General features: G+C 65.8%; 14 protein-coding genes and 1 pseudogene. 7 read left to right on the top strand and 8 right to left on the bottom strand.

Going from position 1 to position 24,722, the window contains the following annotated elements:
• Window positions 1-169 precede the first annotated feature (169 nt).
• The 3 genes from ACCQ03_RS16030 to ACCQ03_RS16020 all read right to left on the bottom strand — a co-directional run bounded on the left by ACCQ03_RS16030 (window position 170) and on the right by ACCQ03_RS16020 (window position 6,083).
• Window positions 170-2,557, bottom strand: coding sequence for a TonB-dependent receptor plug domain-containing protein (locus tag ACCQ03_RS16030; RefSeq protein ID WP_057678517.1), 2,388 nt, complete (start codon window positions 2,555-2,557; stop codon window positions 170-172).
• Window positions 2,558-2,831: 274 nt separating this feature from the next.
• Complete coding sequence (locus ACCQ03_RS16025; RefSeq protein ID WP_209225581.1) at window positions 2,832-3,257, bottom strand: VOC family protein; 426 nt, start codon at window positions 3,255-3,257, stop codon at window positions 2,832-2,834.
• A 438-nt stretch (window positions 3,258-3,695) separates the two neighbouring features.
• Entirely contained in the window at window positions 3,696-6,083 is a 2,388-nt protein-coding gene (locus tag ACCQ03_RS16020; RefSeq protein WP_209225579.1) for a TonB-dependent receptor plug domain-containing protein, read from the bottom strand.
• 180 nt (window positions 6,084-6,263) lie between these two features.
• On the opposite strand from ACCQ03_RS16020, the gene ACCQ03_RS16015 reads away from it, so the two are divergent.
• Both ACCQ03_RS16015 and ACCQ03_RS16010 read left to right on the top strand, forming a co-directional pair.
• On the top strand, window positions 6,264-8,180 hold the full coding sequence (locus ACCQ03_RS16015) for an ABC-F family ATP-binding cassette domain-containing protein (protein WP_209225576.1): 1,917 nt from the start codon (window positions 6,264-6,266) through the stop codon (window positions 8,178-8,180).
• Window positions 8,181-8,372: 192 nt separating this feature from the next.
• A complete protein-coding gene (locus ACCQ03_RS16010; RefSeq protein WP_017156668.1) occupies window positions 8,373-8,873 on the top strand; it encodes a YcxB family protein in 501 nt (166 codons plus the stop codon).
• 15 nt (window positions 8,874-8,888) lie between these two features.
• Here ACCQ03_RS16010 and ampR read toward each other — a convergent pair whose 3' ends face one another.
• Window positions 8,889-9,764: a LysR family transcriptional regulator AmpR gene (gene ampR / locus ACCQ03_RS16005; RefSeq protein WP_057678512.1), complete on the bottom strand. Its 876-nt coding sequence runs from the start codon at window positions 9,762-9,764 to the stop codon at window positions 8,889-8,891.
• A 100-nt stretch (window positions 9,765-9,864) separates the two neighbouring features.
• Between ampR and bla the strand changes: the two genes are divergently transcribed.
• The 3 genes and pseudogenes from bla to ACCQ03_RS15990 all read left to right on the top strand — a co-directional run bounded on the left by bla (window position 9,865) and on the right by ACCQ03_RS15990 (window position 13,595).
• The gene (bla, locus tag ACCQ03_RS16000) at window positions 9,865-10,758 is read left to right on the top strand and encodes a class A beta-lactamase (RefSeq protein ID WP_057678511.1); all 894 of its coding nucleotides are present in this window, start codon (window positions 9,865-9,867) and stop codon (window positions 10,756-10,758) included.
• Between the two features lie 108 nt (window positions 10,759-10,866).
• A pseudogene (locus ACCQ03_RS15995) lies at window positions 10,867-11,810 on the top strand (alpha/beta hydrolase).
• A gap of 228 nt (window positions 11,811-12,038) precedes the next feature.
• Window positions 12,039-13,595, top strand: a complete 1,557-nt coding sequence (locus ACCQ03_RS15990) for an ArnT family glycosyltransferase (protein ID WP_209225574.1) — start codon at window positions 12,039-12,041, stop codon at window positions 13,593-13,595.
• A gap of 254 nt (window positions 13,596-13,849) precedes the next feature.
• On the opposite strand, the gene ACCQ03_RS15985 is transcribed toward ACCQ03_RS15990, so the two are convergent.
• The 3 genes from ACCQ03_RS15985 to ACCQ03_RS15975 form a co-directional block, all read right to left on the bottom strand.
• Window positions 13,850-16,003 carry a phosphocholine-specific phospholipase C gene (locus ACCQ03_RS15985; protein WP_209225572.1) on the bottom strand — a complete coding sequence of 718 codons (2,154 nt, stop codon included), beginning with the start codon at window positions 16,001-16,003 and terminating at the stop codon, window positions 13,850-13,852.
• A gap of 74 nt (window positions 16,004-16,077) precedes the next feature.
• Entirely contained in the window at window positions 16,078-18,549 is a 2,472-nt protein-coding gene (locus ACCQ03_RS15980; protein WP_150146756.1) for a TonB-dependent receptor domain-containing protein, read from the bottom strand.
• Window positions 18,550-19,155: 606 nt separating this feature from the next.
• Window positions 19,156-20,400, bottom strand: a complete 1,245-nt coding sequence (locus ACCQ03_RS15975) for an MFS transporter (RefSeq protein WP_017159326.1) — start codon at window positions 20,398-20,400, stop codon at window positions 19,156-19,158.
• Window positions 20,401-20,873: 473 nt separating this feature from the next.
• On the opposite strand from ACCQ03_RS15975, the gene ACCQ03_RS15970 reads away from it, so the two are divergent.
• A complete protein-coding gene (locus tag ACCQ03_RS15970; RefSeq protein ID WP_209225569.1) occupies window positions 20,874-21,167 on the top strand; it encodes an FmdB family zinc ribbon protein in 294 nt (97 codons plus the stop codon).
• A 475-nt stretch (window positions 21,168-21,642) separates the two neighbouring features.
• Here ACCQ03_RS15970 and ACCQ03_RS15965 read toward each other — a convergent pair whose 3' ends face one another.
• The gene (locus tag ACCQ03_RS15965; RefSeq protein WP_209225633.1) at window positions 21,643-22,437 is read right to left on the bottom strand and encodes a DUF3011 domain-containing protein; all 795 of its coding nucleotides are present in this window, start codon (window positions 22,435-22,437) and stop codon (window positions 21,643-21,645) included.
• A 138-nt stretch (window positions 22,438-22,575) separates the two neighbouring features.
• On the opposite strand from ACCQ03_RS15965, the gene aspS reads away from it, so the two are divergent.
• Window positions 22,576-24,342 carry an aspartate--tRNA ligase gene (gene aspS / locus ACCQ03_RS15960; protein ID WP_209225567.1) on the top strand — a complete coding sequence of 589 codons (1,767 nt, stop codon included), beginning with the start codon at window positions 22,576-22,578 and terminating at the stop codon, window positions 24,340-24,342.
• The last annotated feature ends 380 nt before the right edge of the window (window positions 24,343-24,722 follow it).

Here is a 24,722-nt window from a genome sequence, read left to right as displayed (position 1 = left end):
GCGCTTGCTGCGTGCATCCTTGCTGAAGCGGTGCAGCGTGCAGCGGAGAGCGTCTAACCTGGCCACCTCACGCGTGCGAGGGCGGCCAGGGACGGTGACGTCGGCGACACGTCGAACGTGCAGTGCCGCGCGACTCAAATGCCGGTCGTGACCGACCGGCATTTGGGGGTTACCACTTGTAGTTCACGTTCGCATAGACCAGCGCGCCGTTGAAACCGAACGGCGAGGCGCTGCTGTAGGGCAGGTAGGTGCGCGTGCCCAAGCCGGCTTGCTGGCGGTCCGGATATTCGTTGAGCACGTTGTCGCCACCAACGGTGAAGTTCCAGGCACCCAACTTGTAGGACGCGGCCAGATCCAGCGTCCACTTGGCCGCGTAGGTCTGGTCGCTGCCGGCGTTGGTGCCGAACGTGCTGAACTCACCCCAGCGCGTGGCGGTGCCGGTGAACGACCAATTGCCGGGCGACCAGGTACCGCCAAGGAAGAACTTGTCGCGCGGCGTACCTTCGGTGATACGGCCGATTTCGGCGCGCCCGATGCGCACCGCACTCGGGTCGATCGCCATCAGCGCTGCCGGGTTGTCGGCGATGCGTTTGATTTCGGTCTTGTTGTAGTTGTAGCCGGAGGTCAGCTCTACGCTGCCGCCATCCAGGTTCCAGCGATAGGTGCCGACCGCATCGACGCCTTGCGTCTTGGTATCGACCGCATTGGTGAAGTAGCGCCCGCCACCGATGCCCGGGAAGCCGTTGGCCTGCAGGTAGTTGCGGACCGCATTGGACGTGAGGTTTTCAGACAGCACGATGCGGTCGTCGATATCGATGCGATACGCATCCACCGTGATGTACAGATTCTCCACCGGCTGCAACACCACGCCCAGGCCGTAATTCTTCGACTCTTCGGCCTTGAGCGGTTCGGCACCGAGCGCGATCGCGGCAGGGTTATCGGTACGGAAGGTGCCGATCTCGAACGGGATCGCGGTCACCGAGCCGTCGGGTTGCGCCACGTTGAGGAACTGGGTGGCGATCGACTGGAAGTTCTGCTGCTGCAGCGACGGCGCGCGGAAGCCGGTGGATGCCGTCGCACGCACCGCCACCTTGTCGGTAAAGGCATAGCGCAGCGACAGCTTGCCGGTGGCGGTGTCGCCGAAGTCGCTGTATTTCTCGTAGCGCCCGGCCAGCCCGGCCGAGAACTTCTCGGTCAGATCGGTTTCCAGATCGGCGTAGAACGAATGACTGTTGCGGTTGTAGTAACCGGCATCGGAGGGCTTGAAGCCCGGAAACACCTGCGCGCCGGGAATCAACGATCCGTTGGCCGAGGGAATACCGCCGTTGGCAGAGGAGGCCGCATCGCCAGGCGATTCGTTGAATTTCTCGCCGCGCCATTCGGCACCGAAGGCCAGCGTCACCGGGTAGGCCAGGCCCCAATCCAGCGTCTTGGTGAAATCGGCATTGAGCACGTTCTGCGTCACTTCCAGCGTACCGGCGTGGAAGTCGGTCGGGCTGGCCAGCCCCAGGCTGTTGTTCAAGCTGTTGCGCACATCGAAGGTGAGATTGTTCTGGCCGTAGTTGTAGCTCAGGTCGATGTTCAAGCCGCCTTCGGTGGAGGTCTTCAAGCCGCCCACCCACGACACGTCCTTGCTGACGTTGTAGATCTGCGGCAGGAAGCCGTCCGGATAGATTTCCGGGCGATTGCGATTATCGCCGGCAAAGCGGAAATAGCCGTTGGACAGCACTTCGCGCCGGCTGACCATGCCGAACGAATAGAAGGTGAGGTAATCGGTGGGGCTGTATTCGCCATTGAACGAGAGCGCGCCCTGGTCGATGTCGGGGTCGCCGTAACGTTGCTCCACACGGCCGCCGAACGGCAACGCGCGGTTGGTCTGATCCGAGTGCCCGGCCTGTGCGGCCAGGTGCACCTTGCCCGTGCCAGCGAAGCTGAAACCGGCATCGCCGGACAACTGATACTGCTCGCCGTCGCCAGCACTGTACTTGCCATAGCGGCCATTGATGCTGCCGCCTTCGCCGCTGCCCTTGAGCACGACATTGATCACGCCGGCGATGGCGTCCGAGCCGTATTGCGCAGACGCGCCATCGCGCAGCACTTCGATGCGCTCCACCGCGGCGATCGGAATGGTGTTGAGGTCTGCCGGCGAAGAACCACGCCCCTGCGTATCGTTGAGATTGATCAACGCCGTGCTGTGATAGCGCTTGCCGTTGACCAGCACCAGCACCTGATCGGGCGACAGGCCGCGCAGCTGTGCCGGGCGCACCGCGTCGGAGCCGTCGGAGATGGCCGGGCGCGGAAAATTGAGCGAGGGAATCGCGCGTGAGAGCGCGGTCGCCAATTCGGTGGTGCCGGTCGATTCCAGTGCCTGCGGCGAGATGATGTCGATCGGCGATGCCGATTCGGCGACCGTGCGATCGGCCACGCGCGTGCCGGTCACGATCAGGGTGTCCAGTGTTTTCTGGGTCGGCGCCTGCGACTGTGCAGATGCGGTTGAAGCGGAAAACGACAGTGCAAGAACAACGGCGACTGCGAGTGGACTGGTCTTGCAATTCATGCGGTGACAACTCCGAGTGGGGAACGGATGCATCGCAGGGGGCCCCCTCCCGGGCCGCGTCCATCGCGGCAGCTGCGGTGCGTTCTCAACCATTAACCACGTGTAACCACATGTCAAATTTTGGTTACGTTGCGCAAGCAACTGTCATCTGTGATGTGCTACTGGCAACGTTGTCATCGTGCACCAAAGTGATGCGGCGCTTGCACCACAGCTGCTGGGGCAGGCGCTCGCTTGCACCATAGTGGACGGCAATACCAGTTATGAAACTTGTGCATCAGAATGTGATCTGCACCGCATCCGCACTGCGCTGCGCAACACCATGGAAGACGGCTTCGATGTTGTTGCCGTCCGGATCGAGCACAAACGCGGCGTAGTAATGCGGGTGATAGGGGCGTAGGCCGGGCATACCATTGTCGCGACCACCATGGGCGAGCGCGGCCTGATGGAAGGCATGCACCATTGCCACATCGCGTGCCTGGAATGCCAGGTGATGGCGGCCGGTCAGCACACCTTGTGCCACCGTGTTGCGGTCGGAGACGAACAGTTCGTCGGCCCAGAAAAAGCCATCGCCTTCGCCGCCGACCGGAATGCCCAGGACGTCCAGCACAGACTGGTAGAAGCGCCGGCTTGCCGGCAGGTCCTGCACCACCAGGTGCAGATGGTCGATCAAGCGTCCGCGTGACAGCTGCGATGTTTCCATGGAGCGTGCTCCGGCAATGACGGGAGCACAGTTGATACCACCGCAGCTGCCGGCAGTTCTTCACCTCGCAGCGATGCGGTGCGCAACGAGGCGACCAATGCGTAGCGTGCAGTCGTCAGGCGCGCGCAGGCGGCGCACACCTACCGCGGTGCACGCATGGTCGAGCCCGCGTCCGCCTGGTGCCGGCAGCGCGTTGTTTGCCGTTCCACAAAAGACCGCAGGCAACGCCTGGCCGAAACGCACACGCCCCGGGCTGGCCGGGGAGCGTGGTCGACTCTTGGTGTCGAATTGCAATGGCGGCATGCCATGCCTGGGCAATGACTTCGCATGAGCCGATCACGGCAAATGCGGCGGATGCCTCGTGTTGATCGCGAGATGGCAGATCGCAGCGCCCACCTCACGATCACCAAGACCACCTTGGCTGCTCAAGCGCGGTGCTTACCAGCGGTAGTTGATGCGCCCATACACGTACGCACCATTGAAGCCGAACGGCGACAGGTTGCTATACGGGAATTGCCCGCTGGTGGAATTGGCGAAGTTGTTTTCGTCCGGATATTCGTCCAGCACATTGTCTGCGCCTAGCGTCAGCGTCCAGCGATCGACCTTGTAGCTGGCCGATGCATCCACCACCCACTTGGCGCCGAAGGTCTGGTCGTTGCTCGCGTCCGCCGGGCGGGTGCTGTACTTGCCGTAACGCGTGGCCCCCAGGGCCAGCGTCCAGTGCTCGGAGTTCCAGCTGCCGTTGATCAGGAACTTGTCGCGCGGGAAGCCTTCTTCGATGCGGCCACGCTCGGTGCGGTCGATGCGTTCCAGGCTCAGCCCGTTGGCCGACAACGCGGCCGGGTTGGCGGCCACGCTGCGCACTTCGGTTTCCGAATAGTTGTAGCCGGCGGTCAGGTCCACGCTGCTGGCGGCGAGCTGCCAGCGGTAGCTGCCCACTACGTCCACGCCGCGCGTGCGCGTATCCACCGCATTGGTGAAGTAACGCCCGCCGTTGATGCCGAAGATGCCCTGCGACTCCAACAGGCTGCGCACGCCCGCGCCGGTCAGGTTGGACGACAGCACGATACGGTCGTCCACATCGATCTGGTACGCATCCACGGTGAGGTAGAGCGCATCGGTGGGCTGCAGCACCAGGCCCAGGCTGTAGGACAGCGAGGTTTCCGCATCCAGCGGTTCGGCGCCGAGTGCGCGCGCCACGGTGCTGTCGGCGGGGAAGGTGCGGATCTCGAACGGGTTCGGGTTGCCGGCCAGGAAGGTGGTGCTGGTGGACTGGAAATACTGCTGCGCCAGCGATGGCGCGCGGAAGCCCGAGGCCACCGTGCCGCGCAACGCGATCTTGTCGGTGAACGCATAGCGCGCCGATACCTTGCCCGAGGCCTGGCTGCCGAAATCGCTGTAGTCCTCGTAGCGCCCGGCCAGGCCGGCAGAGAACTTGTCGGTGAAGTCCGCTTCCAGATCCGCATACAGCGCATAACTATCGCGCGAGTACTGGCCCGACACGCTCGGAGCGAAGCCGCCAAATCCCTGCGCGCCACCGGCCAGCGTGCCGGCCTGGAAATACGAGCCCACTTCGCCCGGCGACTGGTTCCACTTTTCGTTGCGGTATTCGGCGCCGAAGGCCACCGTCACCGGATAGGCCAGGCCCCAATCGAAACCGCGCTTGACGTCCAGGTTGACGATGTTCTGCGTGGTCTCCAGCGCGCCGTCGTAGAACGAGGTGGGCGAGGTCGGGCCCAGGCTGACGTTGAGCGTATTGCGGGTGTGGAAATCGATGCGGTTGTAGCCGTAGTTGTAGCTGGCGTCCCAGTCCCAACCGCTGCCAGTGGAGCCGCGCACGCCGGCCACCAGCGAGCGGTCCTTGGCGTAGGTCTGGATTTCCGGCAGGAAGCCCTGCGGATACACCGACAGGATGTTCTGGCTGCTGCCCGGCGCGCGGAAAAACGCGAACGAGGTGATGTCGCGGTTGCTGGCGGTGGCAAACGCATAGCCGGTGATGCTGTCGCTGAAGGCAAATTCGGTGTTGGCCGAGACCGCTTGGGCATTGACGTCCGGGTCGCCGATCTTGAACGCCTTCTGGCCCACGGCCGGCTGCGAGACGCTGGGCGCGCCGGCATAGCCGCGTGCGCGGTCGGTGGGATCCTGCTGGTTGAGCTGGGCGGCCACGTGCAGCCAGCCGCGATCGCCGCCGTAGGCCACGCCGGTGTCGCCGGAGAGCTCGTAGTTGTTGCCGTCGCCAGCCGAATACTGGCCGAAGCCGGCTTGCAGGCTGCCGCCCTTTTCCGCGCCCTTGAGCACGATGTTGACCACACCGGCAATGGCATCGGAGCCGTACTGCGCCGAGGCGCCGTCGCGCAGCACTTCCACCCGTGCGATGGCCGCGACCGGGATGGTGTTCAGATCCACCGCCGCCGCACCGCGACCGATGGTGCCGTTGAGGTTGAGCAGCGAGGAGGTGTGGCGGCGCTTGCCGTTGACCAGCACCAGCACCTGGTCGGGCGAGAGGCCGCGCAGCTGTGCGGGGCGGATCGCGCTGGTGCCGTCGCTCAGCGCCGGGCGCGGGAAGTTCAGCGAGGGCAGGGCGCGCGCCAGCGCGGTGGCCAGTTCCGGGGTGCCGGTGGCCTGCAGCGATTCGGCGCTGATGATGTCGATCGGCGACTGCGATTCGGCCACGGTGCGGTCGGAGACGCGAGTACCGGTGACGATCACCGTATCCAGGGTGTTGGCCGGGGCGGTCGCCGGCGCGGCGGCGGTCTGGGCCAGGGCGGGGGAGGCAAGCAGTGCAGCGACCACGGCGGTCGCAAGCGCGGAAACGGGGGCGTTCATGACAACTCCGAAAACGTGGGTCCAGGCAGGACCAGGCAAGGCTAGGCAGGCGGCGGTCGCGGGAGGGCGAAGAAGACGGCGGCCACGCTGAAGGCGCTAATTATTCGTTAACGCTAGAATGGCGTCGCAGGAATGCTGCTCATCTGCTCATTCCTTTTCGTTCTATCGGACTGTCCATCAATGATTTCCCTGCGTAACTTCTCCATGCGACGCGGCGAGCGTCTGCTGCTCTCCAACGTCGACCTGACCATGCACGCCGGCTACCGCGTCGGTGTGGTGGGCCGTAACGGCACCGGCAAGTCGAGCCTGTTCGCTGCGGTGAAGGGCGAGCTGGAGGCCGACAAGGGCGATGTCGATCTGCCCTGCAAGGTGCGCACTGCCAGCGTTTCGCAGGAAACTCCCTCGCTGCCGGACCCGGCACTGTCGTTCGTGCTCGGCGGGGACATCGAAGTCTCCGCGGTGCTGCAGGAAGAGGCCGATGCCACTGCCCGCGAAGACTGGGAGGCGGTCGCCAATGCACACCAGAAAATGGCCGAGATCGGCGCCTACGACGCCGAAGCACGCGCCGGCAAGTTGCTGCACGGCCTGGGCTTCCCGGCCGACACGCACCATCGCGCGGTGTCGTCGTTCTCCGGCGGCTGGCGGGTGCGGCTGAACCTGGCGCGCGCGCTGATGATGCCCAGCGACCTGCTGCTGCTCGACGAACCGACCAACCACCTGGACATGGACGCGGTGCTGTGGCTGGAGCAGTGGTTGCTCAAGTACCCGGGTACCTTGCTGCTGATTTCGCACGACCGCGAATTTCTCGACAACGTGGCCACCCACACCCTGCACCTGCATGGCGGCACCGCCAAGCTGTATGTCGGTGGCTACACCGATTTCGAGCGCCAGCGTATCGAGCATTTGCGTCAACAACAGATCGCGCACGACAAGGAACAGGCCGAGCGCGCGCATCTGCAGAGCTTCATCGACCGTTTCAAGGCGCAGGCCAGCAAGGCGACGCAGGCGCAGAGCCGCATGAAGCGGCTGGCCAAGATGGCCGGCACCGAGGCGGTGCGCGCCGAGCGCGAATTCCGCATCCAGTTCGCGCAGCCCAATCGTCTGCCGTTTTCGTTGATTCGGTTGAATCATGCGGCTTGCGGCTATGCCGCTGCGCCGCGGGATTCGGGAATCGGGAATGGGGAATCGCAAAAGCGTGGTTCCAGCGATGCCATTACCGTGCTGCATGATGTTGGATTCGGGCTAGAGGCGGGTGACCGGATTGGTTTGCTTGGGCCCAATGGCGCGGGTAAGTCGACGCTGGTCAAAACGCTGGTGGGCGAGCTGGCGCCACTATCTGGCGAGCGCAGCGCGCATCCGGATTTGCGCATCGGTTACTTCGCCCAGCACACGGTGGAATCGCTGCACGAAGGCCAATCGCCGATGGACCACTTCCGCGAGTTGTCGCCGGACGGGTCCAACCAGGCGTTCCGCGACTTTCTGGGCAAATGGAATTTCGCCGGCGACCGCGCCTTTGAAGTGGTGGACGGCTTCTCCGGCGGCGAGCGCGCGCGCCTGGCACTGGCGCTGATCGCCTGGCAGCAGCCGAACGTGTTGCTGCTGGACGAACCGACCAACCACTTGGACCTGGAAATGCGCGAGGCGCTGGCCGAGGCGCTGAGCGATTTCGAGGGTGCCATCGTGATGGTCTCGCACGATCGCCATCTGATCGGCCTGGTCTGCGACAGTTTCTGGCGCGTGGCCGATGGCGTGGTCGAGCCGTTCGCCGGCGACCTGGACGAATATGCCGCCTGGTTGCGGAGCCGCCCAGCGGCGCAGGGCACCAAGCAGAAGATGGCCGAAGTGGCGCCGACCCCGCCGCCGCCGACCAAACCGCTGCCGCCGAAAAAAGCCGTCAACCCGCACAAGCTGGCCAGCGCCGAAAAGCGCGTCGGCGAGCTGGAAGCGGCGCTTGCTGCGCTGGATCGCGAGCTGGCCAATCCCGGCAACTACGCCGACAGCGAAAAGATGGCCGTGCTCGGACGCGACCGCGAAGCAACCGCGCAGCAGCTGGCCGAAGCTGAGACGGCGTGGATGGAGTTGATCGACGGTGCGTAAGGGCGACTGACAAAAGCGCCTGCGCAACCGTCGGATGGCGGGTCGGATGGTCGTTGCGGGATGTAGAAGGCGCACATTGCGGTTCATGCGCCTTGTCTACACTTAGCTGCTGCTTTCGCACTGCGGAGTGTTGCCCACGATGAAAGCGCGTGGGTTACGCTGCGCGTTGAACCACACACGGATGTCGCCCGCATGATCAGCGTCACCATCAGTCTGGAAGACCATCTGGCCGCCCAGCGCTTGCATGCGCGTCACGATGCGAAACGCCTGCTCGTGTTTCTGGCAGTGCTGCTGTTGATCGGAGCGGGGCTGCTGCATCTGAGCGGCGCGCGCGCGATCATCGGCCCGGTGCTGATCGGCGGCGGTGGCGGCGGGTTGATCGGCCTGGCGCTATTGCACGTGTGGGGCCTGCCACGGCGGATCAAACGCCTGCACGCGCAGCAGGCCTCGCTGCGGCACACCTACACCTATGCATGGGACGAGAACGGACTGGAAATCACCTGGGCGGACGGCCATCTGCGTCGCCCCTGGTCCGATTACATGCGCATCCGCGAAAACGACCGGGTGCTGTTGCTGTACCACAACGACCGGCTGTTCGAGCTGTTCTGCCCGCACTGGTTCGCCGACAGGGCGCAGTTCGAGGCATTTCGCCAGTTGGCCTTGCGGGTGGGAAAGACGTCCAAGGCGCTCTAGGCGCGGCAGCGCTGCTCAGCTGCCGATGTGCTGTTGTGCCAGTAGCCAATCGCGCAGCCGGCGCCCGGCATCGCTTTGCGGCCGCGACCGTAGCCGGGTCAGCCAGTAGCGCCCGGCATCGATGGCGATCGGGAACGGGCAGGCCAGGCGCCCGGCATCCAGGTCCTGGCGAAACATCGGCAACGGCAACAATGCCACCCCTGCGCCGGCTGCCGCTGCGCTGGCCAGGGTGAGCGACGAATCGAACATGGTGCCGCGTGCAGGCACCTCGGTCACACGCGCCGCGCGAAACCACTGCGGCCACTCATCCAGACGATACGAACGCAATAACGGCACGCGCGCCAGATCTTCCGGCACGCGCAAGCCGCGCGCCATTGCCGGCGCGCACACCGGCGCGAAGGGCGCTTCCATCACGGCTTCGGCAACCTGGCCCTGCCAATAGCCATCGCCGAAGCGGATGGCCAGATCCAGGCCTTCTCCGGCCAGATCGACGCGATTGTTGTGGGTGGACAGGCGCAGCTCGATATCCGCATGCGCCGCATGGAACGCTGCCAGTCGTGGCAACAGCCAGCCAGTGGCGAAGGTGCCGACCGCGCCCACGCTGAGCACTTCGCGATAACGGCCATCGGCAAAGCGTTCCAAGGTGGCGGCGATGCGGTCGAAGGCCTCGCCGAGCACCGGTGCCAGCGCGGCGCCTTCGTCTGTCAGTGCCACCCCGCGCGGCAAGCGGTGGAACAGGCTGGTGCCCAGTTGCTGCTCCAGCGCCTTGATCTGGTGGCTCAGCGCGGCCTGGCTGACGCACAGCTCGTTGGCCGCACGGGTCAGATTCTGATGGCGCGCGGCGGCTTCGAACGCGCGCAGGGCATTGAGCGGCAGGCGGGGGCGGGGCATGGGCAGAGATTAGTTCAATTCATGCCTGAGATCGAAACATCGCGATGGTCGGCTGCGTCGTGCGCATCGATACTGCGGGCTCTCTCAAGGAGGCAACCGCATGTTGAATCGGCGACAGTTCCTGCACGCAACCGGCGCGGGCGTGCTGCTTGCAGCGTCCAGACCCGCATGGGCGCTCACCCCTGCGGTGAACGTGGACGACATGCTGCGGGCGCAGTGGGCGCAGATCGAACGTGGCACCGGTGGCCGACTGGGCATCTGCCTGCTCGACAGCGCCACCGGCAAGCGCCTCGGGCAGCGCGAGGACGAGCGCTTTCCGATGTGCAGCACCTTCAAATTTGTATTGGCTGCCGCAGTGCTGCAGCGGGTGGATCAGGGCAAGCTGACGCTGGCGCAGCAGGTCAGGATCCGCGCCTCCGACATGCTTGAGCATGCCCCGGTGACCGAACGCCATGTCGGCGGTTCGCTGAGTGTTGGCGAACTGTGTCGGGCCACGATGATTTATAGCGACAACCCGGCCGCCAATCTGCTGTTCCCGCTGGTCGGCGAACCGGCCGGGGTGACTGCGTTCCTGCGCGGCATCGGCGATGCCCAGACCCGCACCGACCGCTACGAGCCGCAGATGAACCGGTTTGCCGACGGCGACCCGCGCGACACCACCACGCCTGCGGCAATGGCCGTCACGCTGCGCACGCTGCTGCTTGGCGGCGCGCTGCAGCCAGCCTCGCGCAAGCAGCTGACCGCGTGGATGATCGACAACCGCACCGGCGACGATTGCCTGCGTGCGGGGCTCGCGGCCGACTGGAAGATCGGCGACAAGACCGGCAGCAACGGCACCGACACGCGCAACGACATCGCCATCCTCTGGCCACCGAAGGGAAGGGCGCCCCTGTTGCTGACCACGTACTTGAATGGCGCCAAGGTCGACGACGCTGCACGCGATGCGGCGTTGAAAGCGGTGGCGGTTGCGGTGCGCGAGAGCAGTGCGGGTTGAGTGCAAGGTGTCGTACGCGTTTCATCCGCGCATGAGTTCACGACTCGCTTTCTGTTTCGCTCACCCCTTCGAGGTCCGATAGTGCAGATCAGGCTGCGTCATTGGTGGATGGCAGTTGCGCTGCTGCTTGTGCATGGGCTCGCACTGGCGCGTGCGTGGCAACCCGCCCCTGGTCAGGTGGAAATGCCGCTTTGGCTGCGCGCGGTGCCTGATGCGGTGCGTCACCCGAAGCCCGAATCGGTGGGCACCGGTGAGGGGCGCTACCCATGGACCAAGGTCAGCGATGTCAGCCGCCCGACGATGACAGTCTATCCCCCCAAAGGTCACAACACCGGTGCGGCCGTGCTGGTGTTCCCCGGCGGTGGCTATCAAGTCCTGGCGATGGATCTGGAAGGGACCGAAATCTGCGATTGGCTGACCGCACGCGGTATCACCTGCGTGCTGTTGAAATACCGCGTACCGAATTCGGGGCCGACCTGGGTCAACGACCGCCGCTATTATCCGAAGGTGCAAACAGCCCTGCAGGATGCCCAACGTGCGTTGGGGATGGTGCGCGCGCAGGCGGACCGGTTGGCCGTGGACCCGCACAAGATCGGTGTGCTCGGCTTTTCTGCCGGTGGCCACCTGGTGGCCACCTGGTGGCCGCGATCAGTACGCATTTTGCAACGCGCACGTATCTGCCGGTGGATGCCGCCGATCGCGTGAGCTGTCGCCCGGATTTCGCCATCGCCGTGTATCCAGGCCACTTGTGGGCGCACGAGGACGAGGATGACGCCACCCGCGATCCCACCCATCTGAACCTGCGTCCGGACATTCGCGTCGCCGCCGATACCCCGCCGACCTTCCTGTTGCAGGCGCAGGACGATCACGTGGACGGCGTTTCGCAGGTGCTGGCGTACTACGTCGCGCTCAACCATGCCGACGTGCCGGTGGAAATGCATGTGTACGCCCAGGGTGGCCATGCCTTCGGCCTGCGCGCCAAGGGGCTGCCGATCGCCCAATGGCCACAGTTGGTGGAAACCTGGTTGCACACGATCGGCGTGCTGCAGTGAGGGGCGACATCCCGCTGGCGTGGACGCGCGCTGCGCGTAAGCGGCGAGTGCGCCAGCGCTGCTGAAGCGATGACAGGTCGATCCTTGCGGGTGATGCTGGATCGGCCTATGCGGCGAGTTCCTGGCGGCTGCCAGTGCCCCGACGGCTTGCACTCGCTGCCCGCAGAACCGACACTGCGCGCCCGGCCGCCTTGCGCCTGATGGCCGGCGCCCACAGGAGCGCGACGCGTGACCCAGCAACCGACCCCCGACCGTGGCCTGTTACCGGCCCGGATCCTGCTGTGCTATTCGGCCATCGCGCTGCTGATCATGCTGGTCTTCAGCTGGTCGATGCCGCCCATCGATGCGTCCGGCTTCCGGCAGACGCAGACCGCCCTCTCGATCGACTGGATGTTGCGCGGCGGGCCTTTCCTGTCCTATCTCACGCCGGTGCTCGGCGCGCCGTGGTCGATCCCGTTCGAGCTGCCGCTGTTCCAGTGGCTGGCTGCGTCGTTGTCCAAGGTCACCGGCATGAGTGCCGACAATAGCGGCCGTGTGCTGTCCACCCTGTTCCACGTGGGCTGCATCTGGATGAGCTATCGCATCACCCTGGTGCTGCGCCCGGACCGCGTGCTGGCGCTGTGCATTGCCGGTGCGTTCGCGGTGTCGCCGCTGGCCCAATTGTGGGGGCGCTCGGTGATGATGGAATCCACCGCGGTGTTCTTCGGCCTGGTGTTTGTCTGGGCGATGGCACGGCTGTACGTGCAGCCGCGGGCCTGGCACGGCGGTCTCGCCGTTGTCTCCGCGGTACTGGCAGCCCTGATCAAGATCACCACCTTTTTCGGTTTTGCGGTCTTCACCGTCCTGGCCCTGGCCTGGGTGGCGCTGCATGAGCATGGCTGGCGTCCACGGTGGCTGGTCGGTCACTGGAAGCTGCTGGGCTGGGGCGCGGTGGCGGCCGGGTCGGCGCTGGTGGCGCTGCTGCTCTGGCTGCAACATGCCGATGCCCTGAAGGCACAGTCGCTCCTGGGCCAGCAGGTCACATCCGCCAGCCTGTCGGGCTTCAATTACGGCACCCTGCAGCAGCGCCTGGATCCGGCCATCTGGTGGGGGACCATCTTCAAGAAGCGCTTCGCCGGACCGGTCGGTTCGAACTGGGTGTTCCTGATCATCCTCATCGCCGGTTTGTCGATCCGCCAGATCCGTGCGGCGGTGGTCTTGCTGTTGCTCGCCTACCTGGCGCCGATGCTGGCCTTCACCAATCTGCAGGTGGTGCATCCCTACTACCAGTTCGCGCAGGTGGTGTTCGCCACGTCGATCGTCGGCCTGGTGCTGTGGTGGGTGGTGCAGCGTGGCCAGGCGGTCGGTAAACCCGGCCGCGGCGTGGCATTGGCCGTGTTCCTGTGCCTGTTGTCACTGGGCTCTGGCCTGGTGAGTTCGCTGAAGAACATGAAGGAAGCGCGCGAGCCGACGCCGATCTCGCAGATCGCCGAACAGATCCGTGCCGCGACCCCCGAGCAGGGCGTGGTGGTGGCCTTCGGCGATGACTGGTCTTCCGAAATGCCCTATCGGTCCGGCCGCCGCGCGGTGATGATTGCCGACTGGGCGTCCGACCAGGCGTTGCAGTCGCTGGCCAACACCGACACTGCGCTGGGTGGTCTACCGCTGGCAGCGATGGTCGATTGCCCCAACAAGGTGGGCAGCACGCCGCAACGGGCGCAGTGGCATGCCGAGATCGTGCAGCGTTATTCCGCCGGCGCGCAGCCGCAGGCGATCGGCGACTGCCGGTACTGGCTGCATCGGTAGTGCAAGCCGGCCGGCGACGCGGGGTGCGCGTCGGCTAGTGACCGTTGGAGTAGGCGCATCGATGGCCGTTCTCGCCAGGCGGCCGCTGCTGCTAGGCATGGTGCGCGAGCGAGGCCGCAGACGGTGTTGCTGCCCGCTCTGAACAAGGCCGCTGTCGCCGCCGATCCGCACGGCATGGTGCCAATGTAGTGGGCTGATGACGGCGCATGCCGGTCAGCTCATTGCCAAATCGCCACTGCCCAATTCCGCGCATATCACCCAGGTCCTGGGCCGTCGATATGTGGCGGATCGTCCTGATACAGCCGTGCCGGTCCGCCGAGTGCCGGGTCGCTGATCCCGGGCTTGCCGGTTTCCACGCGTCCGGCCAGGCGTTGGCGCGCCCCGTCGTGGATTAGCCACAGGTCGTACCAGCCGCCGGTCGGCGTCGCGCTCCAGCGCTCACGGTGCTCGCCGCCGGCCGCGACGGTGATGCGCTTGCGCGGTTGCGCTTGCGGGTAGGCGCCGGGTTCCAGCGCGACTTGCAGTGGGCGGTTGCCGGGATTGCGCAACGTCAGGCACAGCGCCTTCGCATCGTCCGCGTCCTGGGCGATTTCGGCCAACAGCGGCGCGGTATCGAGATCGCCGCGGTAATGGCGATGGAAGCCGTTGGGGCCGAGCAGCCACAGATCGTAGCGCCCGTCGTAGGTGGTCCACGTGCCGTCCACGGCCGCGCCCTTTCCCACTGTGTAGCGGCGTGGAATCGCAGCCAGATCGAAGCGGTCGTAGACATGCAGCACCGCCGCCGCGCCCGCATTAGCCATGTGCAGTTTCACTTTGCCGCGCTCGGGCAGGTAGGCCAGCTCCACGCTGGGACGATACGGAAGCGCCCGCGAGCGGCGCACGCCGAACGCTTGTTCGGGCGGCTGCAACGCGGCCGGCAACGGCGGCAGTGCGTGCTCGCGCAAGGCGGCCGCGCGCGCAGCGGTTGCGCTGACATCCGGCAGCGCCGTGGCGAAGGGGCGCGTATCGGCAGCGCCGAAATCGAAGGCGTTGGTCAAGTCGCCGCACACTGCACGCCGCCAGGGCGTGATCTCCGGCGCGGGCACGCCGAAGCGGCGTTCGAGCAGACGCAGCACCGAGGTGTGGTCGTATACCTGCGAATCCACCCAGCCGCCACGGCTCCATGGCGAGACCACATACATCGGCACGCGCGGGCCAAGCCCATAGGGCCGCCCGCGGAGCTCGGGAAGATCCACTTTCTGTTCGCCCGGCGCCGGGTGGCGGTGATAGTCGTCGTCGGTGGCTATCGTCGATGCGCCGGCAAACCCGCCAGTTGCGCGTGCATCCGGCGACGGTGGTGCCGGCGGCGGCATATGGTCGAAGAAGCCATCGTTCTCGTCGAACATCACCAGCAAGGCGGTGCGACTCCACACCGCCGGATCGGCAGTGAGTGCATCCAGCACGCGTGCGGTGTAGGCCGCGCCCTGGGCGGGGCTGGACGGATCGGGATGCTCGCTGCCGGCCGCATCGGCAATGATGTAGCTCACCGCAGGCAGGCGCCCGCCCAGTACGTCCTCGCGCAACTGCGCCAGGCCGCGCGTGCTCACGCCACGCGCGCGCAGTTGCGGATCATGTCCGGGCGCGGCGCTGTACGCCTGTCGAAATGCCGCAAAGCCGGCCAGCGGGTTGTCGGTGAAGTTGTCTGCCATGTCCTGATAGATCTGCCAGGACACACCGGCGTCCTGCAGCGCTTGGACGTAGGTGCCCCAACGATACGGCTCGGCAAAGCCGCCCAGTTCCGCAAAGTTGTCGTGCGAATTGCCGATGACCGGGCCGCCTGCGCGCGCCTGCGGATCGTTGCCGCCGGTCCACAGGAACACGCGGTTGGAATTGGTGCCGGTCTGGATCGCGGCGTGGTACGCATCGCAGATGGTGAAGGCATCGGCCAGCGCGTACTGAAACGGAATGTCCGCGCGCGCGTAATAGCCCAGTGCATGATTGTGCTTGGCAGCTGCCCAGTGCCCGAGCCGGCCATGGTCCCAGGCCTGTTGTGCATCCGGCCAGCTATGCGGGGTGCCCTTGACGCGCATGAAGCCGAACTGCGCGGCGGTGTCCAGCGCGAATGGCGTCAGCCATTGGCGGCCGTCCTCGCTGGGTTGCAGCCACACCGTGCGCGCTGGCGCGCCCGGCAAGGGCGGCGCAGGGATCGGGAAGCGGTCGCCGAACCCGCGCACCCCAGGCAGCGCGCCGAAGTAATGATCGAACGCGCGGTTTTCCTGCATCAGGATCACCACATGCTGCAGGTCCTCCAGCGTGCCGTTGCGGCGGTCCGGCGCGATGGCTGCCGCACGCGCGATGCTGGGCAGCAACGCGGCCGTGCCGCTGGTGAGGCCGGCTTGCAGCAGGCGACGTCGGGGCAGATCGATCATGTGGGCTCATCGCATCGGAAGGACTGCCCGCACCGGTGCCTGGTGCGGGCATCCCATAGCATGGCAGCTCGCCGTTACAGGTCCAGCGTCAGGGTCAGGCCCACGGTGCGCGGTGCGGCAATAAAGGCACTGTCGCTGCCGTCCACACCTTCCAGATAGCGCTTGTCGGTGAGGTTGCTGACGTTGAGCGCCAGCTGCAGGCCGTCGAGCTGCGAGGTCAGTTGCGAAAGTTCCACACCCAGATTGGCATCGAAGGTAGTCACGCCATCGAGTGCGGCGCGGTTGGATGCGTCCAGGTAGCGCTTGCCCAGGTAGCGTCCGGAAACACCGAAGCGCCATGCCTGGCCGCGCCAATCGGCCGACACCACCAGCGTATTGCGCGGTTGGCCGATCACCTGCGCACCGGGCGTGATCTCCAAAGCGGTATCGCGCGCGGCATCGCCGCTGCCGAGATAATCTGCCTTGTTGTAGGTGTAGGCACCATTGATGCGCCAGCCGTTGTCCCAGCCGTAGCCCAGCGCTGCTTCCACGCCGCGCGCATGCACACCGCCGAAGTTTTCGTACACGCCATCGGTCTCGCCCAGGTAGTCGATACCGGTGACGAAGTTGGCCGGCACATACACGATGCGGTTGTCGAAGCGAATGTCGTAGAGCGTGACGCTGCCGGTCAACGGCCAGCGGCTGACACGCAGGCCGAGTTCGATGTTGTCGGCGGTTTCCGGTTTCACCCGGCTCAGCGCCACCGGGTCGGTTTCGCCCAACACGCCGGAAGGAATCGCGGCGAAGTTCTGCGAGTAACCGGCAAAGGCTTCCAGGCCCTGCACCGGTGTGGTCCATGTCAGGCCGGCCGACAGCAGCGGATCGGAATGCGAATCCGATTCCACGTGCTGCGCCTGGCCAATACGGCGGTCGCGGGTCTGGTCGACGAAGAATTGCTTGACGCCCACGCGCCAGGCGAAGGCGCCATAGCGCATCACGTCTTCGAGGTAATACATCTGCTCGTCGGTCTGATAGTTATCCTTGAACTGCACCCAGTAGGGCTGATGATCGAAACTGATGTTGGTGCCGACGTTGAGCAGGCGGTGCCAATCGCGGGTGACGCTGCGCTCAACGCGCTCCAGCCAGGCACCGGCGCGCACGGTGTTGTCGATGGCGCCCAGATCGGTACGCCATTCCACATCGGCCATCGCGCCGGCACGATGATTGTCGTAGTGGCTATGTCGATACGATTGCACCGGCACCGAACCGGCCGGATAGCAGGCCGGATTGGATTCGGCCGGCACTGCGTCGCTGCCGACGCAACCGGCCAGCATGCTGGCCGCTGCGCCGCCGGGGGTGAGGTAATACAGCTTGCCCAGATCGCTGCCGCCGTACACGGTGTTGCCGCCACGCGCTTCGGATTCGGGTGCGCCGGCGCCGTCATTTGTGACGTCCACCAGATACGGGGGAATCCAGTCGCCGCGCCCCTGCATGCGGTGCGCATAGCCAGTCAGCGTGGTCTTGACGCCGTTGCCGCCATCGAATGCACCACGCAAATAGCCAAACGTATTCTTGCGCAAGGCACGCGAGCCGGAGCGGTAATTCTGGTCCAGATACGGAATGCCGGTGAGGGTGCCGGTCAACAGGTCGTGCTCGGGGTCGCGCGCGAATTGCTCCGGGGTCACGCTGGTGTATTCGGATTCGTCGGCATCGTCGTAGGAGGCGTAGCCGCTGAGCGTCCACTGATTCAATACGCTGACGAACTTGCCGGCCAGGTGATCGCGGCTGGTGTGGCCACTGCCGTCGATCCAGTCGTCGTTGCGTGCCGACGAACCACTGACCCAGGCACGCGTACTGTCGCCGATCAGGCCGGTGTCGTAGCGCGCGTAGTACTTGCGCGCCTGGTTGTCGCCAATGCCGCCGATCACGCGGACACGTTGCGTTTCCAGCGGGTCGCTGGTGAGGTAATTCAATGTACCGCCCAGGGCCTCGTTGGAGCGCGAGGCGATGTCGGCGGTGCCCTGGCTCACTTCCACGGTTTCCAGATCCGGCATGTCGATAAAGCGGTTGGCCTTGGAGCCACCGCCATATGCCGAGCCACCATTGGGCACGCCGTCGATGGTGGTGCCGATCTGCTGGGTATCGCGATTGCTGACGAAGCCGCGCATGCTGATCTGCGTTCCCCAATCCGACGAGCCGAAGGCATCGGCTTCGGTCACCACCACGCCGGGCAGTTCGTTGAGCGCATCGTTGACGCTGCCCAGCACGAACTGGCGGTCCAGCATCTCCTTGCTGACGGTGGTCTTGGAATAGGTCGTTGCCTGGCCGACCACCTGCACCTGATCCAGCGTCGATACCTGCTCGTCAGTGCTGGCCGCTACGGTTGCGGCCGGGTCGGGGGTTGCACCGTCGGGAACCTGCTGTGCGTAAGCCGGCAGGGAGAGCGGAACCAGCAGTAGCGCGAGCGTGGCAGGATGGCGCACGCGCAAGGAGGACATCGAATCCATTGAAATCCACAGCGGGGAAGGGGGTCCGGGAAGACTGCCGCGCTTGCGTTGCGTGCTCATGACCGCGCGACAGGTGTGGCCGGGATCACCGGATGTATCCACAGGTTCCTGGCGCCACGACGATTGCGATTTACCGCTGTTTGGATATCGCGAGTCGTTATGGACGGATGTCCACGCGGACCGATGACGTCAAGGCATGAGGGAGCCATGACGTCGCGTCGCAGCTCCGCTCCGATGCGCTTGAAAGCCTGGTGAGTCGAGTGCGCGGTGCCCTCACCACTTGCGGACACGCCGTGCATCCGTCCATGGGGACTCCTTGGCGGCATCCATGCCGCCAGCGGTTCCGCAACCGGTAAGCACACCGCACCGGGCAGTGGGTCGGTGGCCGCATGAAAAGCCGCTTGTCGCACGTGTGTCGGGTGCGAGCGCCATACCAGTATCGAGCAGCGCGCATCATGCACTGCTTTGCACCACGCACACCGATCATCTGGACTGGTTCTTGTTCACCCCTGGCGCGGGTCCTTGCGCGGCATGGATGCCGCGTAAGGGCCTACAAGGACGCACTTGCGGCGCCTCCGCGACGGCGGGCGGGCAAGGGGGTCCTGCAGCAGCGCCGCAGATCACATGTACAGCAGCGCAGCGACTGACGACAGCCACATAGCTGCATCAGCCGCCCTTGGCGTGCGGCGGTGCTTCGGCCTGCTGTGTTTCCGGCATCAACTCCAGCGCCGAGGGCGTGGTACGCAGCATCGGACGGAAGGCAATCGGATGGGTGCGGCGGCGGCTGAAGCGCAGCAGCCGCGACAACGTGAAGCCCGCCAGGGCCAACAACATCACCGCGAAGTACACCGGCAACGCGGCCGGGCCGAACTTCTGCATTGCGCCGCCGGCCAGTGCAGGGCCGACCGCTGCACCCACGCCATGTAGCAGCAACAAGCTGCTGCTGCCGGAAAGCAGGTCTTCGCGCGGCAGGTAATCGAGCATGTGCGCCACCGCGAACGGGTACAGCGAAAACGCCAACCCGCCATAGACGAAGAACAGCACGAACAGCATGGTTGTCTGCGTCTGCACCATCGGCAATGCGGCAGCGATCGCGATGCCGGCGGCCAGCACGCTCACGGTCACTAGGCCGATGCGGCGGTCATGCCCGTCGCTGATACGCCCGATCGGCCACTGCAGCACCGCACCGCCCACGATGGCGGTGAGCATGAACATCGCCACGCCGTCGGAATCCAGCCCGATCCGGTTGGCATACACCGGCAGCAAGCCCCAGAACGCACCCATCGCCAGGCCGGAAAGGCCGGCGCCAATCGTGGCCACCGGCGCCAGGGCATACAGCGTGACCAACCGCAGTCGCGATACATGCGGCACCTCGGGCGGGATCAGCCGCGTGGTCATTACCGGCATCACCGCCGCACAGAACAGGATCGCCGTCAGCGTAAACATCGCCGGTGCGCCCGCATCGCCAATGGTGAGCAAAACCTGGCCCAGTGCCAGCGCCGATAGATTGATCGCCATGTAGACCGAAAACACCCGGCTGCGCCGGCGCGCGTCGGGCTCGGCGTTGAGCCAACTTTCGATCACCGTATACAGGCCGACCAGCGCCGCGCCGGTCACCAGGCGCAGCACGCCCCAGCCCCAGGCGTTCAACCAGATCGGATGCAGCAACACCGCAATGGCTGCCAGCGCCGCATAAAAGGCAAACGCGCGGATATGCCCGATGCGCCGAATCAGCGGCGGTGCGAAGAAGGTGCCCAGAAAGAATCCGGCGAAGTAGCCGGACATGATCAACCCCAACGCCCGCGCATCGAAGCCGGCCTGATCGCCACGCACGGCGAGCAGCGTGCCGAGCAACCCGCTACCGGTCAGTAGCAGGGCAACGCCAAGCAGTAAGGCAGTCAACCGCAACACGGATGCGGCCCTCGTGGGGGGGAAAGGCGCGTCGATCACCTGCGCGAGTGTAACAGCCTGGTCGATGCGGCTCGATCGGCCCCGTTGGCGCATGCGCGTTTTTAGCGATCGCGCGTAAGGATGTGATTGCCGCAGCCCGCGGATTTTTGTGGTTGCCTGCGCGTCGCATTGCTCGGGTACGCAACCCTGCATGCGTGGCTCGTACGGCGCACGCAGGGCGTCATGCGCTGCGCTCGCCCCCACGCTGCCGCCAGCCACACCTGCGCAGGGAGTGCGGCATTGCGTCCACACGCGCAGCCCATCGGCATGGGCGGCTGTCGAAGCAGCCATCGCGCATTGCCGCTCTCGCCCGGCACCGGCCATGCGGACGCATCACCGGCACCTGCTGCCCGTCGCGAGCGATGCGTTGCACTTGCCAGCCCGCATGCGTCTAGAATTTGCGCCCCTTGCAACGTCTTCAGCTGATCCCTGCCATGCCCATCTACGGTTTTCAGTGCACTACCTGCGGCCACGCATTCGACCGTCTGCAGAAAATGGCCGACCCCGATCCACAAACCTGCCCGGCCTGCGCCGCGGCCACGATCAAGCGCCAGGTCACCGCGCCGTCGTTCCGCCTGTCCGGCAGCGGCTGGTACGAGACCGACTTCAAATCGGCCGGCGAGAAAAAGAAGAACCTCACCGAAAGCAGCAGCGCCGGTGGCGATGCCAAACCAGCGGCAACCGCGGAGAGCAAGCTGGCCGCCAAGCCCGCGTCCGATCCGGCATGAGTTGCCGCGGCGCGCAGGTTGCGCCGCTCCGCGCGGCGTTGCGCGCCGCAACGACTCCACGTCGAGCACTGCGCTGCCGGCTGTGTCAGGGCGAATCGCGTGGGTGCCTGCCGCCAGCCAGACGGCCGCGCCATGCAATCAGCGTTCGCCGCGGTCAGGACGACGTTCTCCGGTAGCGCGTGCCAAGCGCGCTGAGCGGGCGCGGTGGACGATCTCGCTGGCCGGGCCGGTGTCGATACGCCCGCGTGAACCGGGCCCGGCGCAGTCCCGGCAAAACCTGTGGTGATGCTTGGCGCGTTGCCGCAAGGCTCCGACACGCGTCGCGCGTGCCGTTGGCCGCACTTCCGGGGATCGCCATGACTGCATCCGACAGCCGCGTCCGCCTGCAAGCGTGCAGTCATCTAGAGCGCTGGCGCCGGCGTCTCGCCGAGGCGCGCAGGCCAGTCCTACGCAGCCAGCCTGCGCGGCCGGTGCATCAACGCGCCTCGAAACGCGCCCGGCAGCCATCGTTGACCCACACCGTGGCGCGACGATCGTCGTAGCCCCAGGTGCGGCCTTCCGCACAGCGCGTGTCCGATAACTGGCGGGTCAGCACCGGGCGGCCATAGCGGCCATCCCAGGCGCAGGTGCGCAGGCGCCGGTCGTCGCTGGCGCAGGTGATGGCGTAGCCGTTGCCGGGGCGGTCGTCGCGGCCGCCATAGCCGCCGTCCCAGCCACCGCCACCGCGGGCCTGCGCGAATTCGCCCCGGCAGCCGTCGTCCACCCAGATCCGGCCGCCTTCCTGGCGCCAGTTGCGGCCTTCCACGCAAGGCGTATTGGAGAGTTGGCGCACCAACATGGCGCGACGCCAGCCGGTATCGCAGATTTTCTGGCGCTGGTCGTTGCTCTCGCAGCGCACCGTTCCAGCGACCCCGCCAACGCCGCCGGGGCCATTGCCGCCGCCCCAGCCGCCGCCGTTGCGGGCTTCGACGAAACGGCCGCGACAGCCGTTGTCCACCCAGATCCGGCCGCGCTCGCTGCCCCAATTGCGGCCTTCGATGCAGCGCGTGCCAGAGATATTTTCCACCAGCACCGCGCGGCCGCGGAATGGCGTATCGCAGTCGCGGCGGCGGTTGTCGTTGCTGGAGCAGGTGATGCTGGGGCCATTCCAGCCACGCTCCTGGGCGCTGGCGGTGACGCTGGCAAATGCGCCGGTCAGGGTGATCAGGCCGAAGCCGGAGAGCAGCAGGGCAGCAGGGCAGTGCGCAGCATCGTGTCGTCCTTGGTGCAGGAGGGTCGTGGCGCCTATTCAGCCGGGCACTGACTTAAGCGCCCATGAGCGCCCGCGCATTTGCTCCTGTCGCCCGGCGGCCCCAGAATATCCGGCTTTCCGGCGCTGTCCTGCGTCGGTTTTTCAGCGGAGCTTTCGATGCGTACCCACTTCTGCGGCCTGGTCGACGAGACCTTGATCGGCCAAACCGTCACTCTCGCCGGCTGGACCGACGTGGCCCGCAACCTGGGCGGGGTGTGCTTCATCGACCTGCGCGACCACGAAGGCATCGTGCAGGTGACGGTGGAACCGGTGGCCGGCGACGACGCCAGCGCAGAGCTGTTCAAGGTGGCCGCCAGCCTGGGCTACGAGGACGTGTTGCAGGTGGAAGGTGTGGTGCGCGCGCGTCATGCGGTCAACGACAAGCTGCGCAGCGGCAAGGTGGAAGTGATCGCCACGCGCATCAGCATCCTCAACAAGGCCGCGCCGCTGCCGTTCCACGCGCATGAGAATCCGGGCGAAGAAACCCGCCTGAAGTACCGCTACCTCGACCTGCGTCGCCCGGAAATGCAGCGCATGCAGCGCACCCGCATCAAGCTGGTGCAGGCGCTGCGCCGGCATCTGGATGCGCGCGACTTCCAGGACATCGAAACCCCGATTTTGACCAAGGCCACCCCGGAAGGCGCGCGCGACTTCCTGGTGCCGGCGCGCATGCATCCGGGCGAGTTCTACGCGTTGCCGCAGAGCCCGCAGCTGTTCAAGCAGATCCTGATGGTGGCCGGCTTCGACCGCTACTACCAGATCGCGCGCTGCTTCCGCGACGAAGCGCTGCGCGCCGACCGCCAGCTGGAATTCACCCAGCTCGACATGGAATTCGCCTTCGTGCGCGAGCGCGACGTGCAGGATTTCGTCGAAGACATGATCCGCGCCATCTTCAAGGAAGTGGTGGATGTGGAGCTGGCTGCGCAGTTCCCGCGCATGACCTGGGCCGAGGCGATGCGCCGCTTTGGGTCGGACAAGCCGGACCTGCGTATCGCGCTGGAACTGGTCGACGTGGCCGAGCTGGTCAAGGCCAGCGAATTCCCGGTGTTCACCGCCGCCGCCAACAATGCCGACGGCCGCGTCGCCGCGCTGCGCATCCCCGGCGGTGCCACGCTGTCGCGCAAGCAGATCGACGAATACGCGGCGCACGCCGCCAAGTACGGCGCCAAGGGCCTGGCCTACATCAAGCTGTCGGAGACCGGCGAGGTCAGCTCGCCGATCGCCAAGTTCTTCGGTGAGGAATCCTTCGCCGCGCTGCTCAAGCACGTGGGCGCCGGCAATGGCGACATCGTGTTCTTCGGTGCCGGCGGCTACACCAAGGTGTCCGACTTCATGGGCGCGCTGCGCCTGAAGGCCGGCAAGGACTTCAACCTGATTGCCGACGGCTGGGCGCCGCTGTGGGTCACCGACTTTCCGATGTTCGAATGGGACGATGAGGCGCAGCGTTACGTCGCATTGCATCACCCCTTCACCGCACCGGCGGTGGACGATATTGCCGACCTGCGCGCCAACGCCCGCACCGCGGTCTCGCGCGGCTACGACATGGTGCTCAACGGCAACGAAATCGGCGGCGGCTCGATCCGTATCCATCGCCCGGACATGCAGAGCGCAGTGTTCGAACTGCTGGGCATCGGCGCCGAAGAAGCGCGCGCCAAGTTCGGCTTCCTGCTGGATGCCTTGAACTACGGCGCACCGCCGCACGGCGGCATCGCCTTCGGTATCGACCGCATCGCCGCGCTGATGGCCGGTACAGAGTCGATTCGCGACGTCATCCCGTTCCCCAAGACCACCGGTGCGCAGGATCTGATGACCGACGCCCCGTCGCCGATCGCTGCCGACCAGCTCGCCGAAGTGCACGTACAGGTGCGCCCGAAGCAGGTCTGACCGACCCTGCATGGACACACGGCCACGCCATGGCGCGGCCGTGTGTCCATGCGCAGCGCGCAGCTTGCGCGCAAGGCGTTGTTGACCGATCCGCGCTGCACTCAAGGCGCGTATCGAACAGCTGCACGCGCAGGGTGGCGTGCGCAAGTAACTGCCAGGCAATCGCGCACCGCGACTTTCCGAAATCCTGAGTGCTTGCCCAGCAACTGCGCCCAAGCTCTAGCAGGTGACGCAGCGCTTTTTTTTTGCGTGCCGCTCCGACACGCGCGGCAATCCAACGGACGCGGCAACCAGGCCTCTGGGTTGGTAAGACCACCAGCCGGGCAGACGCATCTGATGCCCGACCCGCAGGGGCGCTCGAACGATTCCCTATTCCCCTC

The sequence above is a fragment of the Xanthomonas sp. NCPPB 3569 genome, from assembly GCF_041475645.2.
In the GTDB taxonomy this organism is placed as follows: Bacteria; Pseudomonadota; Gammaproteobacteria; order Xanthomonadales; family Xanthomonadaceae; genus Xanthomonas; species Xanthomonas phaseoli.
Note: the sequence above shows the minus strand (reverse complement) of the source record. Positions and strands in the feature narration are given on the sequence as shown.